The following is a 13,627-nucleotide window of genomic DNA, read 5'->3' on the forward strand; positions in this document are numbered from 1 at the left end:
GGCCAGTGCCGCAAGAACGGTGGAACAGAGCCTGAACCGGGAGAGGGGGCCAAAGGCGGTACCGCGTTGCTGCCTGCTGTGCGGAAAGCTCATGCGACCTCCGGATGCGTGCGGCGGAAGCGCTCGCGGCTCCCGCGTCTGGCAACGTTGTCGAACCGGAAGCTAGCAGTTCACGACCGGCCCGCCAACGGGGCAGGCCATACCGCACAGATGGCCTGCCCGGCGCGCGCGAGGCGAACCGCGTGAGCACGGGGGGAGCTTCAGGTCCGGCAGGTCGTCACTGGCGGTACCCGTTCAGGAAGCGGCCGATGCGGCTGATCGCGGCGTCCAGGTCGTCGGCGTGCGGGAGGGTGAGGATGCGGAAGTGGTCAGGGCGCGGCCAGTTGAAGCCGGTGCCCTGCACCACCTGGATCTTCTCCCGCAGCAGCAGGTCCAGGACGAACCGTTCGTCGTCGACGATGGGGTGGACCTTCGGGTCGATGCGCGGGAAGGCGTAGAGCGCGCCCTTCGGCTTCACGCAGGACACCCCCGGGATCTCGTTCAGCCGTTCCCAGGCCCGGTCGCGCTGCTCGTGGAGCCTGCCGCCCGGGGCGACCAGCTCCCGGATCGACTGCCGGCCGCCGAGCGCCGCCTGGATCGCGTACTGCGCGGGGGCGTTGGGGCACAGCCGCATGGAGGCGAGCATGGTGAGCCCCTCCAGATAGCTGCGGGCGTGCTGCCGCGGGCCCGACACCACCATCCAGCCCGAGCGGAATCCCGCGACGCGGTACGTCTTGGACAGTCCGCTGAAGGTGAGGCAGAGCAGGTCGGGAGCCAGCACCGCCACGCTGTGGTGCTCGGCGTCGTCGTACAGGATCTGGTCGTAGATCTCGTCGGCGAACACCATCAGCCCGTGCCTGCGCGCCAGGTCGAGCATCCCGTCGAGGACCTCACGGGAGTAGACGGCGCCCGTCGGGTTGTTCGGGTTGATGATCACCATGGCCCGGGTGCGGTCGGTGATCTTGGAGGCCATGTCGGCGAGGTCGGGGTTCCAGTCCGCGCCCTCGTCGCAGGTGTAGTGCACGGCCTTCCCGCCCGCGAGCGTGGTGACGGCGGTCCACAGCGGAAAGTCGGGGGAGGGGATCAGGATCTCGTCGCCGTCCTCCAGGAGCCCCTGCACGGCCATGGAGATCAGCTCGGACACCCCGTTGCCGAGGAAGATGTCATCCACGTCGACATCGGCGAGCCCCATCGCCTGGTAGCGCTGCGCCACGGCGCGGCGGGCGGACAGGATGCCGCGCGAGTCCGTGTAGCCGTGTGCCTGGGGGAGCATCCGGATCATGTCCTGGACGATCTCCTCCGGTGCCTCGAAGCCGAAGAGCGCCGGATTGCCCGTGTTGAGGCGGAGCACGCTGTGGCCCGCCTCCTCCAGGGCGTTGGCCTGCTCGATGACCGGCCCCCGGATCTCGTAACAGACCTCGTTGAGCTTGCTGGACTGCCGGAACTCCATGCGGTGCCTCCCCGACCCGATTGCGTTACTTGGTTTTACCAAGCTCGGGCTTGGAAAGTCCAACAACATGTCTAGACTGCGTCGTATGCCACGTCAGCAGCAGCCCGCACGTCCCGCCCGCCGCCGGAGCTACGACCAGTTCTGCGCCACTGCCCGTGCTCTCGACTCCGTCGGTGACCGGTGGACGCTGCTGATCGTCCGTGAACTGCTGGCGGGCCCCCGCAGGTACACGGATCTGCATGCCGACCTGCCCGGAGTCAGCACGGATGTGCTGGCCTCCCGGCTCAAGGACATGGAGCAGGGCGGCCTGGTGGAGCGCCGCCGCCTGCCACCGCCCGCCGCCGCCGCGGTCTACGAACTCACCGAGCACGGCCGGGGGTTGCTCCCGGTCCTCACCGCGCTCGCCCGGTGGGGCGGACCCGCGCTCGGTGTGCGCCGCCCCACGGACGCGGTCAGGGCCCACTGGTTCGCCCTGCCGCTGCTGCGGGCCCTGGACGGCCTCACCCACGGCGGGGTCGTCGAAGTCAGGCTCGCCGAGGGCGAGTTCCACATCCGTACCGGCGCGGAGGCGGCGACAGGCGACCCGTACGGATACGGACCCGCCGCGCACCCGGACACGTGCCTCGTGCTGGACGCGGAGGCCGCCCTGGCGCTCGGGCGCGGTGAGTACACCCTCGCGCGAGCCGTGGAGGAGGGCAGGGTCGAGGTGCTCGGCGAAGGGCCACTGGCCGACGAACTACGCGGGGCCCGATCCCCGCTCACTCAGCACGTCCCGCCCAACTCGCCGGTAGCGTAGGCGTCTTCACGGGGGGCTCTCACTGGACGGATGCTGAGGAGTCGGTCATGGGGTTCGGCGGCGTGGACGGTGCCAAGAGTGTGAAGGGCACGAGGGGCGCGAAGGGCGCCGGGATTGGGCACGGCGCCGGGTGGCGTGAGGGCGGCGCGAAACGGTGGGGGACGGTGCGCAAGGTCCTGCTCGTGGGCGTCGGCGTGGCAGCCCTGGGCCTCTTGCCGGCCGCGGCGGTCGCCACCCCCGGCAGCGGAGTGACCGGCACGGTCGTCGCCGAGGGCACATCCGAGGGCAAGCTCAAGGTCAAGACCCCTCCCGGGCGTACGGACGTCACCTTCCGGAAGATCACCGTGGAGCCCGGCGGTTCCACCGGCTGGCACACCCACGAAGGGCAGCTGATCGCCGTCGTCAAGGCCGGGACGCTCACCCGGACCCTCGACGACTGCACGGTCGAGGTGTCACCCGCCGGGACGACGTTCATCGAGCCGTCGGGGGCCGACCACCGGCACATCGGCCGCAATCTGGGCACCGAGCCCGTGGTGCTGTGGGTGACCTATCTGCTTCCCGAGGGAAGCGAACTCTCCGACGACGCCGACGCGGTGGAGTGCCCGGCGACCGGATGAGGCACGGCGGGGGCGCCCGGCCTGCGACGGTCGCCCCCGCGTGCGCTCCGGTGCACGTACCCGCGCGCGGCCCGGGTGTGCGTCAGACGGCTGCCGTCTCCCCGTATGCCCCGAAGCCGGAGACGACCAGCCCGTCGCGGAAGGTCAGCACCTCGTACACCCGGCCGCCGATCTGGTTGCGGTAGTCGATGACCAACGCGTCGACGCCCGCCCGCACGTCCATCACCTCGAACTCCAGGTCCGGGATCTTCTCCAGCCCCGCGGTCCAGTACGCGCGGAGCGCCGCCTTGCCGTGCAACGTCCCGGCAGGGGAGCCCGTCAGCCGGGCGATCATCGGCGAACTGAAGGTCACGTCCTCGTGGTAGTGGGCGAGGATGCGGTCCAGGTCGTGGGAGTTCCAGTCGTCCTGCCACCGGGAGGCGAACCTGCGGGCGTATGCGAGATCCATACGGAGAATGATGCGCCGGGCCTACCCGTGCGGGTGATCCGGGGCAGGGCATGGTGATGATGGACGGGTGCGATTCGAACCGATCACCTGGGAACGGCTGGCCGAAGCCCTGGCCGAGCACGCCGACGGAACGGCACCGGCCGACGGCGGGCCGTGGCTGAGGATCGGCATCGACGGCGCTCCGGCCGCACGGCCCGATGAGCCGGCCGCGCACCTCGCCGAGGCCCTGCGGGCCCGCGGGCGCCCGGTGCTCACCGTCTCCACCGGCGGCTTCCTGCGCCCCGCCAGCCTGCGCTACGAGTACGGCAAGGAGGACCCGGACTCCTACGCCGACAGCTGGTTCGACACCGGCGCGCTGTGGCGGGAGGTGTTCCGTCCGCTGGAACCGGGCGGCAGCGGCCGGGTCCTGCCCGACCTCTGGAACCCCGTGACGGACCGGGCGACCCGAAGCCCGTACCAGGTGCTGCCCGAGGGCGGCGTGCTCATCCTGCACGGTCCGCTGCTCCTCGGGCAGTGGTTCCCGTTCGACCTCGGCGTGCATCTGAGCCTGTCGCCGGGCGCTCTGCGGCGGCGCACGGCGGAGAGCGAGCGGTGGACGCTGCCCGCCTTCGCGCGGTACGAGGACGAGGCCACCCCGGCCGAACGCGCGGACGCGGTCGTACGGGCCGACGACCCGCACCACCCGGCCTGGACAGGGCTCGGCAACGGGACCGGTCATGGCACCCCGGACGGCTAGGGCGCCGGGACAGCGGCTGCACCGGAACGTCGGCTGTTCTAGCGCAGCCGCTGCGCTAGAACAGCGGCTGCGGGAGTATCCCCTCGATCGCCAGCAGCTGCCGCTTCGTCTCGAGACCGCCGCCGAACCCGCCCAGCTCTCCGTCGCTCTCCACCACCCGGTGGCACGGAACCACCACCGGCAGCGGGTTGGAGCCCATGGCCGCCCCCACGGCCTGGGCGCCGCCCGGCCTGCCGACCCGGCGCGCCAGGTCCCCGTAGCCCACGACCGTCCCGTACGGCACGCCGGAGGCCAGCTCGCGCAGCACCTCGCGGTGGAAGCCGGAGCTCAGCGACCAGTCGAGAGGCAGCGAGAAGTCCCGCAGCTCGCCGGCGAAATACGCGGCGAACCGGCGTATCGGCTCGGCGAGCAGCGCGGAGTCCGGAGCCTCCACCGGCTCCGCGCCCAGCCGTGTCCGCAGCTGCCCGAGCACCTTGTCCCGGACCGCCGGGCGGGCGTGGAAGGCCACGGTCACCAGGCCGGTCCGGGTCGCGGCCAGCAGGAGCGGGCCGATGCCGCTCGGCACGACGGACCACTCCAGAACCTGCTCACTGCTCTCCATGTGGCCCACCGTACGGCGGGCCACTGACAACGCCGGGCGGCCGACCGCTCAGCGGGTGGCGTCCCGGACGACATCGGGGTTGTTGGTGATGATGCCGTCCACACCGAAGCCGGCCACCTCCACGGCATCGGCCGCGTCGTTCACCGTCCAGGTGTTCACCCGGAGCGGCTTGCCGTGGGCGCCCTTGAGCTTCTGGACCGCCGCGACGTAGTCCGCGCCGATGTCCGTGTACGCCGGATTGATCTGGTCGGTGAACGCCGCGTACGAGGGAAGATCGGCCACCGCCGGGGTGCCGAGGAAGCCTGTCACGACGTCAGGGCGCTGCGCGTGGACAGTTTTCACACTCTCTGCACCGAAGCTCTGGACGATCAGCCTGTTCTTGACGTGATCACGATCGAGCCACCCCTGCTGGCGCAGGACGCGCAGAGTCTCCTTCTCGATGCCCGGGTAGATCTCGGGGCTCTTGATCTCCAGGAGCAGGTTCTGGTCGTTGCGCTCGATGCGGCGCAGGTACTCCTTGAACGTCGGAATCCGGGCGCCCGCGAAGTCCGCGCCGAACCAGCTGCCCGCGTCCAGCGTCGCGATCTCCGCCGCCGTGAAGTCCTTGACCGCCCAGGGCGCACGGTCGGGGAAGACCTCCTCGGCGTCGGTGGTCCTGCTGAGACTGGTGTCGTGCACGACGACCAGCACTCCGTCCTTGGTGAGCTGGACGTCGTTCTCCACCCAGTCGATGCCCAGGTCGTCGGCCGCGTCCACGGCGGCCAGGGTGTTCTCCGGAGCGTAGGCCGAGGCGCCCCGGTGGGCGTAGACGACCGGGCTGCCCTGGGCGTCCGATGCCTGGGCCTGGGTGGCGGGCAGCAGGACGCAGGCGCCGAGCAGGGCGGCGACGGCGCCGGAGGCGGTTGCTGTGCGTACGGACACGTGTACTCCTCGCGTCGGGATGCGGACAGCCAGAGAATCGCATCCGATACCCAACGGAGGGGAGGAGGATGATGGCCATGTTGTGAACGCCGTGCCGGAAGGCGGAGCGCCGGACCGCCCAGAGGCGGATAAAATGCCGCTCTTATGTTTGCTTGCCGGGCCTTGCCCTTTAGGGTCACCCCGAACCCGGGCACACCGCGAAGGGCATACCAGCATGCAGGGCACAGTCGACGGATTCACCTACGGCCTCGTGACGCCCGTCACGGCATTCCTCATGGCGTGCCTCGGCGCCGCGCTCGGTCTTCGGTGCACCACGCGCTCCCTGCGCACACGAGGCGCCTCCAGAGCCGGCTGGCTGGCCCTCGGCGCGACCTCCATCGGGTCGGGTATCTGGACGATGCACTTCATCGCGATGCTGGGCTTCTCCGTGAGGGAGGCGCCGGTGAGCTACGACAGGCCCCTGACCTACGCCAGCCTCGCCGTGGCCATCGTGATGGTCGGCGTCGGCATATTCCTCGTCGGCTACCGGGGCGCCACCCCGATGGCGCTGGTCACCGGCGGGACGATCACCGGTCTCGGGGTCGCCTCCATGCACTACCTCGGCATGGCCGGAATGAACTTCGCGGGACTCTTCGAATATCAGACGCTCATGGTCGCGCTCTCCGTCGTCATCGCCGTGGTGGCCTCCACCGTGGCGCTGTGGGCGGCCGTCAACATCCACGGCTTCCTCCCCAGTCTCGGCGCCAGTGTGGTCATGGGCGTGGCCGTGACCGGGATGCACTACACGGGCATGGCCGCGCTCCAGGTGCATCTGCACCCCGACGCGGCTCCGGCGGGGCCGGGGGAGGCCCCCACCTCGCTGCTCCTGCCGATGATGGTCGGACCCGGCTGCTTCCTGCTGCTCGCCGCGGTGATCGTGATGATCGACCCCCTGGTGGTGACCGACCCGTCCAGGGGGACGGGCCCGCTGCCGGGAACCGCTGCCAGGTGCGGTGGGGCGATGAGCTCGATCCCCGCCCAGCGACGCCCCGCAAGGCCCTACGAGACCGCCTCGCGCAGGGCGTACCGGCAGCCGCGGAACCGCTGATCCACCGCCGTTGTCAGTGGGGCGCCGTACGGTGGTTGCATGCGGCCAGTCTCGAAGATCGAACGTTCGGTGGCGCCTTTCGAGGTCGTCAGTCCCTACCAGCCCAGCGGTGACCAGCCGACGGCCATCGCCGAGCTGAACCGGCGCGTCCGCGCGGGTGAGAAGGATGTCGTCCTGCTCGGCGCGACCGGCACGGGCAAGTCGGCGACGACCGCCTGGATGATCGAGAAGCTTCAGCGGCCCACGCTGGTGATGGCGCCGAACAAGACGCTGGCGGCCCAGCTGGCCAACGAGTTCCGAGAGCTCCTCCCGAACAACGCCGTGGAGTACTTCGTCTCGTACTACGACTACTACCAGCCCGAGGCGTACGTCCCGCAGTCGGACACCTACATCGAGAAGGACTCCTCGATCAACGAGGAGGTCGAGCGGCTGCGGCACTCCGCCACGAATTCGCTGCTCACCCGGCGCGATGTCGTCGTCGTCGCGTCCGTCTCCTGCATCTACGGCCTCGGTACCCCGCAGGAGTACGTGGACCGCATGGTCCAGCTCAAGGTCGGCGACGAGATCGACCGGGACCAGCTGCTGCGCCGCTTCGTGGAGATCCAGTACACCCGCAACGACCTCGCGTTCACCCGCGGCACCTTCCGGGTGCGCGGCGACACCATCGAGATCTTCCCGGTGTACGAGGAGCTCGCCGTCCGCATCGAGATGTTCGGCGACGAGATCGAGGCGCTCTCGACCCTCCACCCGCTCACCGGCGAGGTCATCAGCGAGGACGCCTCGCTCCACGTCTTCCCGGCCAGCCACTACGTGGCGGGTCCCGAGCGCATGGAGAAGGCGGTCGGCGGCATCGAGCAGGAGCTGGAACAGCGCCTCGCCGAGCTGGAGAAGCAGGGCAAGATGCTGGAGGCCCAGCGGCTGCGCATGCGCACCACGTACGACATCGAGATGCTCCGGCAGATCGGCACCTGCTCCGGCGTCGAGAACTACTCCATGCACTTCGACGGCCGCTCGCCCGGCACCGCCCCCAACACCCTCCTCGACTACTTCCCCGAGGACTTCCTCCTCGTCCTGGACGAGTCGCACGTCACGGTCCCGCAGATCGGCGCGATGTACGAGGGTGACGCCTCCCGCAAGCGGACCCTCGTCGACCACGGCTTCAGGCTGCCGTCCGCCCTGGACAACCGCCCGCTGAAGTGGGAGGAGTTCCTCGAGCGTATCGATCAGACGGTCTACCTCTCCGCCACCCCGGGGAAGTACGAGATGTCCCGGGGCGACGGATACGTCGAGCAGATCATCCGGCCCACCGGCCTCGTCGACCCCGAGGTCGTCGTCAAGCCCACCGAGGGCCAGATCGACGACCTGGTCCACGAGATCCGCAAGCGGACCGAGAAGGACGAGCGGGTCCTGGTCACCACCCTCACCAAGAAGATGTCCGAGGACCTCACGGACTACTTCCTGGAGCTGGGCATCCAGGTCCGCTACCTCCACAGCGACGTCGACACGCTGCGCCGCATCGAGCTGCTGCGCGAGCTGCGCTCCGGTGAGTACGACGTCCTGGTCGGCATCAACCTCCTGCGCGAGGGGCTCGACCTGCCCGAGGTGTCGCTCGTGGCCATCCTGGACGCGGACAAGCAGGGTTTCCTGCGCTCCGGCACATCGCTGATCCAGACCATCGGACGTGCCGCCCGTAACGTCTCGGGGCAGGTCCATATGTACGCCGACAAGGTCACCCCGGCGATGGCGCAGGCCATCGACGAGACCAACCGCCGCCGCGAGAAGCAGATCGCCTACAACACCGAGCGCGGGGTCGACCCGCAGCCGCTCCGTAAGAAGATCAACGACATCGTCGCGTCCATCGCCCGCGAGGAGGTCGACACCGAGCAGCTGCTCGGTACGGGCTACCGGCAGGCCAAGGAGACCAAGACCGCGGTCCCCTCGCTGGGTGGCAAGGCGGCTGCCGGAGGCAGGACGAAGAAGGACGGCGCCGTGGTCACCGACCGGCCGGCGTCGGAGCTCGCGGGGATCATCGAGGAGATGACGGACCGCATGCGGGCCGCCGCCGCCGACCTGCAGTTCGAGGTGGCCGCCCGGCTGCGCGACGAGGTGGGGGAGCTGAAGAAGGAGCTGCGTCAGATGAGGGAGGCGGGGCTGGCCTGACCCCGTGGGGCCCGCGGTGTTCCCGGGGGCCCGCAGTGTTGCAGGACCGACACAAAAACGGCCCATGACTCCTTTCCGCCTCCCTGGACTGCGTAGGGTTCGGGGAAACCGCAGACCGACGGCTGCGGGGCAAGCGGAGAGGGGACAGCGCGTGACGGTCAACATGACCAAGGGCCAGGCCATCAGCCTGCAGAAGAGCGACGGGGGGACCCTGACCGCGGTACGGATGGGGCTCGGCTGGCAGGCGGCCCCGCGCCGCGGGCTGTTCGGCTCGCGCACCCGGGAGATCGACCTGGACGCCTCGGCGGTGCTCTTCGCCGACAAGCAGCCCGTGGACGTCGTGTTCTTCCGCCACCTCGTCAGCGACGACGGCTCGGTCACGCACACCGGCGACAACCTGGTCGGCGGCGCGGGCTCGGGCGGCGACGACGAGGCGATCCTCGTCGATCTGCAGCGTGTCCCGGTCCACATCGACCAGATCGTCTTCACGGTGAACTCGTTCACCGGCCAGACGTTCCAGGAGGTGCGACACGCCTTCTGTCGCATCGTCGACGAGACCAACGGCCAGGAGCTCGCCCGCTACACGCTGGACGGCGGCGGCCAGTACACGGCGCAGATCATGGCGAAGGTGCACCGTGTGGGCGGCGGATGGCAGATGACCGCCCTCGGCAACCCGGCCAACGGCCGTACGTTCCAGGACCTGATGCCGGCGATCCTGCCGCATCTGTAGACAGGGCAGGGGGCCACACCCGGCCCATGGATCCGCACGAGCAGCTCCCGGAGGCACCCGCCGCCGGGAGCTGCGCCCATGGCAGGGCACTTCCACCGAACGTCGAGGGGACAGGGCGATGACGGCCGAGCTGGTCCGGGGGCAGAACCACACCTTGCCCCAGACCCGTCTGGAGATCAGGGTGTCGGCGGGCTCACCCGTCGTGGCCGGGGCCACGCTCGGGGACGAGCGGGGCATCGTCAGGGGCGCGGAGTGGGTGGCCCACCCCGCGTCGCACCGGGTGCCAGGACTCGAGGTGTCCCGGCAGGCGGCGGCCGATCACCGGCTGGCCGTCGACCTGGACGCCCTGCCCGACGCGGTGCACCGCGTGACCGTGCTCCTCGCCCTTCCCACCGGGGCCGGGCAGCCGGGCAGATTCGGCGCGGTGGCCGCCCCCTTCGTCGCCGTCACCGGGCTCGACGGCACCGAGATCGTCACGTTCACCCTCACCGGCCTCGACACCGAGTCCGCCGTCTCGGCTCTTGAGCTCTACCGACGCCAGGGCGCCTGGAAGGTCCGCGCCGTCGGCCAGGGCTATGCCACGGGGCTGGCGGGGATGCTCGCCGACCAGGGGGTGGCCGAGGCCGCGCGGCTGGCCGACTCCATCCAGGAGGCCGTCGCCGCCGGGCTCGCCCGCTCCGTGCCGCCGCCCCGTACCCCCGACGGCGAGCGGGTGCGCCACCCCGCGGGCCCCGCGCCCTCGGGGGGCGGCGGGGCACCGCCGGCCGCCGCGCCGCCGGAAGAGCCCGCGCCCCCGCGCCCCGACTCATCGGGCGGACGCGTCGACTACGCGCATCCGCGCCGGCAGACCTCCGCCCCGCCCCCTGCGCCCCCGACGGCCCCGCCCTCCGCCCCGGGACAGCCCGCGCAGCCCGTCGCGGGTGACGCCACCGGCTGGTCCATGGACGAGCGCCTCTACAACCAGATCTGGGGCATGTTCGAGGACCTGGCGCGCGCTGTCGCCGCCTACCGGAGCGCCGTGGACTTCGCCGGGTCCCGGATGGACCAGGAGCTCGACCAGGCCCTCTCCGACCCGCGCGCCCGTATCGGCGGTGCGGGCGAACGCGCCCGCGACCAGGCCAGGGCCAAGCACGACGAACTCACCGGCCGGGCACGTGAGGCGCTCGACCGCGATCTCGGCCAGCTCGCCGCCGAGTCAGCCGTCGTGGAACCGGCCCTCCCCGCCGCGTACGCCGGCTGGGACAACCCCGTCTGGCACGGTTACCGGGTCCCGATGGAGAACCCGATGGCCCTGCGCATCGGCGACCTCGGACTGCCCGAGGACCCGGGCCTGCGCATCCCGCTGCTGGTGCGGCTGCCCCTGGAGCGGGGGATCTGGGTCGACAGCGGGCGTACGGCCTCCGACGCGGCCGCCGTGACGGCCGGGGACCAGCTGCGCACCCTGGCCATGGAGACCGCGGTCACGCTGGCCGCGCGGCTGCTCGCCGTCCACCCGGCGAACGAGTTCTCCGTGCACGTCATCGACCCCGCCGGTTCGGCCGCGGGCCCGCTCGCTCCCCTGACCGAATCCGGGGTGCTCGCCGGTCCGCCCGCGGCCGGGGCCGAGGGCGTGGCCTCGGTGCTCGCCCACCTCACCCGGCGGGTCGATCTGCTGCAGATGGCGGTCAGGGCCGGCGCAGCGGACGCGCTGCCACCGGACCTCGACGCGGGGGAGCAGCTGCTGATCGTCAACGACTTCCCGCACGGCTTCGACGACAGGACCGTCAACCAGCTGCGCTATCTGGCCGACGAGGGCCCCTCGGTCGGCGTGCATCTGCTCATGGTGGCCGACCGCGACGACACCCGCGCCTACGGGCCGGTCCTCGACCCGCTGTGGCGGTCCCTGCTGCGGATCACACCGGTGGCCGACGACCATCTCGCCGACCCCTGGGTCGGCCACGCGTGGACGTACGAGCCGCTGAGGACGCCCGAGGGCAGCCGGGTCCTGGAGCAGGTGCTCTCGCTGGTGGCCGCCGCCCGGCGCGCCCTCTACTGACCTGCTCCGCCCTGGACTTCCCCGATCTGCTCCGACCCGTTCCGAACCGCCCTGACCTGGCCTTTTGATCTTTCCTTGGTGGAGACTTTACCTTTTCTTGGTACTTCATGTACTGTTCTTGGTGCGGAGGGGAGTACTCCCGTCGCGGCGTTTCCGTCAGTACGGACTGTGACCGGTCCCGGGGCGCCGGCCCGGCGCGCATCCCGCGCTCCCGGGTGGAAGAGACCTCCGGCAGCGACGACGCTGATCCATAGCCCGTAGCGAACTGCCGGAGGCGCAGTGGACGTTTCATGGACTCTCTGGGCGCTGACCATCCTTGGTCTGTGCGCCCTCATCTCCGTCGACTTCTTCATCGGGCGCAAGCCCCATGAGGTGTCGACCAAGGAAGCCGGAATCTGGACGGTCGTCTGGATCGCCCTGGCCGTGCTCTTCGGGCTCGGCCTGCTGGTCTTCGGCGAGAGCCGGGCCTCGGGCGAGTTCTTCGCCGGCTTCATCACCGAGAAGTCGCTGAGCGTCGACAACCTCTTCGTCTTCGTCCTGATCATGGCGAAGTTCTCGGTGCCCTCCCACCTCCAGCAGCGAGTCCTGCTCTTCGGTGTGCTGATAGCGCTGGTGCTCCGAGCGATCTTCATCGCGGCCGGGGCCGCGGTCATCGCCAACTTCTCGTGGGTCTTCTACATCTTCGGCGCGTTCCTGATCTACACCGCCTGGAAGCTGATCCAGGAGGCACGGGCCGACGAGGAGGAGGACGAGTTCGAGGAGAACCGTCTCCTGAAGTCGATCGAGCACCGCTTCGGGGTCGCCGACAAGTACCACGGGACCAAGCTCTTCATCCGGAACAACGGCAAGCGCGTCCTCACCCCGTTGATGGTCGTCATGCTCGCCATCGGCACCACCGACGTGCTGTTCGCGCTGGACTCCATCCCGGCGATCTTCGGCCTGACCCAGGACCCGTACATCGTCTTCACCGCCAACGCCTTCGCCCTGATGGGCCTGCGTCAGCTGTACTTCCTCATCGGCGGTCTGCTGAAGAAGCTGGTCCACCTCAGCTACGGGCTCTCGGTGATCCTCGGGTTCATCGGCGTGAAGCTGGTGCTGCACGCCCTGCACGAGTCCGGGGTGCACGTCCCGGAGATCTCCATCCCCTTCTCCCTGACCGTGATCTGCGGCGTCCTGGTGATCACGACGATCACCAGCCTGATCGCCACCAGGAGGCAGGACGCGGCGAAGGGCGAGCGGGAGGACGACAGCGAGAGCGTCGGCGCGGAGAAGTAGCGCCGGAGGGACTTCGCGGACACACCGACGGCCGGGGCCCACGAGGGGCACCCGGCCGTCGGGCCGTTCACCAGCCGCGCTCGCGCCACGCCGGCAGCTGCGGGCGCTCGGCGCCGAGCGTGGTGTCGTGCCCATGGCCCGGGTAGACCCAGGTCTCGTCCGGCAGCCGGTCGAAGAGCTTGGTCTCCACATCGTGCAGCAGGCTCGCGAACGCCTCCGGGTCCTGGTGCGTGTTGCCCACACCGCCGGGGAAGAGGCAGTCCCCGGTGAACACGTGCGGGGCGCCGTGCGGGTCGTCGTAGACCAGGGCGATGGACCCGGGGGTGTGGCCGGTCAGATGCCTCGCGGTCAACGAGACCTCGCCCACCCGGATCGTGCCGTTGTCCTCGACGGGTTCGTCGGTCGGGACGGGGATGCCCTCGGCGTCGTACCGCCCGGCATACGTCCGCGCCGCGGTGGCGGCCACCACCTCGCCGAGCGCCTGCCAGTGGTCACCGTGCCGGTGCGTCGTGACGACGGACGCGATGCCGTCCTCGCCGATCAGCCGCAGCAGGGTCCCCGCCTCGGCCGCCGCGTCGATCAGCAGCTGCTCGCCGGTGGCCCGGCAGCGCAGCAGATACGCGTTGTTGTTCATCGACCCGACGGCGACCTTGGAGATCATCAGATCCGTCAGCTCGTGCACATCCGCAGGTCCGCCGACCTTGACCGCTCCGCTGTACGTCATGTGACGCA

At 70.4% G+C, this 13,627-nt stretch carries 13 protein-coding genes; 8 read left to right on the forward strand and 5 right to left on the reverse strand.

Translation table 11 applies throughout. From position 1 onward, the window contains the following. Nucleotides 1–277: 277 nt before the first annotated feature. Nucleotides 278–1,489, reverse strand: coding sequence for a pyridoxal phosphate-dependent aminotransferase (locus tag OG623_RS27250; RefSeq protein WP_406150021.1), 1,212 nt, complete (start codon nucleotides 1,487–1,489; stop codon nucleotides 278–280). Nucleotides 1,490–1,574: 85 nt separating this feature from the next. On the opposite strand from OG623_RS27250, the gene OG623_RS27255 reads away from it, so the two are divergent. Next, a complete protein-coding gene (locus tag OG623_RS27255; RefSeq protein WP_406150023.1) occupies nucleotides 1,575–2,285 on the forward strand; it encodes a winged helix-turn-helix transcriptional regulator in 711 nt (236 codons plus the stop codon). 47 nt (nucleotides 2,286–2,332) lie between these two features. Then, entirely contained in the window at nucleotides 2,333–2,902 is a 570-nt protein-coding gene (locus OG623_RS27260) for a cupin domain-containing protein (RefSeq protein WP_406150024.1), read from the forward strand. An 82-nt stretch (nucleotides 2,903–2,984) separates the two neighbouring features. Here the strand turns inward: OG623_RS27260 and OG623_RS27265 are convergent, their stop codons facing one another. Continuing rightward, nucleotides 2,985–3,350, reverse strand: a complete 366-nt coding sequence (locus tag OG623_RS27265; RefSeq protein WP_406150025.1) for a nuclear transport factor 2 family protein — start codon at nucleotides 3,348–3,350, stop codon at nucleotides 2,985–2,987. A gap of 67 nt (nucleotides 3,351–3,417) precedes the next feature. Between OG623_RS27265 and OG623_RS27270 the strand changes: the two genes are divergently transcribed. Next, on the forward strand, nucleotides 3,418–4,086 hold the full coding sequence (locus OG623_RS27270; protein ID WP_406150027.1) for a uridine kinase: 669 nt from the start codon (nucleotides 3,418–3,420) through the stop codon (nucleotides 4,084–4,086). A gap of 55 nt (nucleotides 4,087–4,141) precedes the next feature. On the opposite strand, the gene OG623_RS27275 is transcribed toward OG623_RS27270, so the two are convergent. Both OG623_RS27275 and OG623_RS27280 read right to left on the reverse strand, forming a co-directional pair. Beyond that, complete coding sequence (locus OG623_RS27275) at nucleotides 4,142–4,687, reverse strand: methylated-DNA--[protein]-cysteine S-methyltransferase (RefSeq protein ID WP_406150029.1); 546 nt, start codon at nucleotides 4,685–4,687, stop codon at nucleotides 4,142–4,144. Between the two features lie 48 nt (nucleotides 4,688–4,735). Next, the gene (locus OG623_RS27280) at nucleotides 4,736–5,608 is read right to left on the reverse strand and encodes a glycerophosphodiester phosphodiesterase (RefSeq protein WP_406150030.1); all 873 of its coding nucleotides are present in this window, start codon (nucleotides 5,606–5,608) and stop codon (nucleotides 4,736–4,738) included. A gap of 214 nt (nucleotides 5,609–5,822) precedes the next feature. On the opposite strand from OG623_RS27280, the gene OG623_RS27285 reads away from it, so the two are divergent. The 5 genes from OG623_RS27285 (at nucleotide 5,823) to OG623_RS27305 (ending at nucleotide 12,895) form a co-directional block, all read left to right on the forward strand. Next, a complete protein-coding gene (locus OG623_RS27285; RefSeq protein ID WP_406150032.1) occupies nucleotides 5,823–6,695 on the forward strand; it encodes an MHYT domain-containing protein in 873 nt (290 codons plus the stop codon). Nucleotides 6,696–6,734: 39 nt separating this feature from the next. Next, nucleotides 6,735–8,855, forward strand: coding sequence for an excinuclease ABC subunit UvrB (uvrB, locus tag OG623_RS27290; RefSeq protein WP_406150033.1), 2,121 nt, complete (start codon nucleotides 6,735–6,737; stop codon nucleotides 8,853–8,855). A 151-nt stretch (nucleotides 8,856–9,006) separates the two neighbouring features. Continuing rightward, a complete protein-coding gene (locus tag OG623_RS27295; RefSeq protein ID WP_406150034.1) occupies nucleotides 9,007–9,585 on the forward strand; it encodes a TerD family protein in 579 nt (192 codons plus the stop codon). Between the two features lie 118 nt (nucleotides 9,586–9,703). After that, complete coding sequence (locus OG623_RS27300) at nucleotides 9,704–11,620, forward strand: TerD family protein (protein ID WP_406150035.1); 1,917 nt, start codon at nucleotides 9,704–9,706, stop codon at nucleotides 11,618–11,620. 279 nt (nucleotides 11,621–11,899) lie between these two features. Then, nucleotides 11,900–12,895 carry a TerC family protein gene (locus OG623_RS27305; protein ID WP_406150037.1) on the forward strand — a complete coding sequence of 332 codons (996 nt, stop codon included), beginning with the start codon at nucleotides 11,900–11,902 and terminating at the stop codon, nucleotides 12,893–12,895. Nucleotides 12,896–12,962: 67 nt separating this feature from the next. Here the strand turns inward: OG623_RS27305 and OG623_RS27310 are convergent, their stop codons facing one another. Beyond that, complete coding sequence (locus OG623_RS27310) at nucleotides 12,963–13,619, reverse strand: MBL fold metallo-hydrolase (protein WP_406150039.1); 657 nt, start codon at nucleotides 13,617–13,619, stop codon at nucleotides 12,963–12,965. Nucleotides 13,620–13,627 lie beyond the last annotated feature (8 nt).

The sequence above is a fragment of the Streptomyces sp. NBC_01012 genome, from assembly GCF_045162755.1.
Lineage (GTDB): Bacteria > Actinomycetota > Actinomycetes > Streptomycetales > Streptomycetaceae > Streptomyces.

Excerpts from the sequence above, each read along its gene's own strand:
- OG623_RS27250 (WP_406150021.1), bottom strand. The coding sequence starts at position 1,489 with ATGGAGTTCCGGCAGTCCAGCAAGCTCAACGAGGTCTGTTACGAGATC.
- OG623_RS27255 (WP_406150023.1), top strand. The coding sequence starts at position 1,575 with ATGCCACGTCAGCAGCAGCCCGCACGTCCCGCCCGCCGCCGGAGCTAC.
- OG623_RS27260 (WP_406150024.1), top strand. The coding sequence starts at position 2,333 with ATGGGGTTCGGCGGCGTGGACGGTGCCAAGAGTGTGAAGGGCACGAGG.
- OG623_RS27265 (WP_406150025.1), bottom strand. The coding sequence starts at position 3,350 with ATGGATCTCGCATACGCCCGCAGGTTCGCCTCCCGGTGGCAGGACGAC.
- OG623_RS27275 (WP_406150029.1), bottom strand. The coding sequence starts at position 4,687 with ATGGAGAGCAGTGAGCAGGTTCTGGAGTGGTCCGTCGTGCCGAGCGGC.
- OG623_RS27285 (WP_406150032.1), top strand. The coding sequence starts at position 5,823 with ATGCAGGGCACAGTCGACGGATTCACCTACGGCCTCGTGACGCCCGTC.
- uvrB (WP_406150033.1), top strand. The coding sequence starts at position 6,735 with ATGCGGCCAGTCTCGAAGATCGAACGTTCGGTGGCGCCTTTCGAGGTC.
- OG623_RS27300 (WP_406150035.1), top strand. The coding sequence starts at position 9,704 with ATGACGGCCGAGCTGGTCCGGGGGCAGAACCACACCTTGCCCCAGACC.
- OG623_RS27310 (WP_406150039.1), bottom strand. The coding sequence starts at position 13,619 with ATGACGTACAGCGGAGCGGTCAAGGTCGGCGGACCTGCGGATGTGCAC.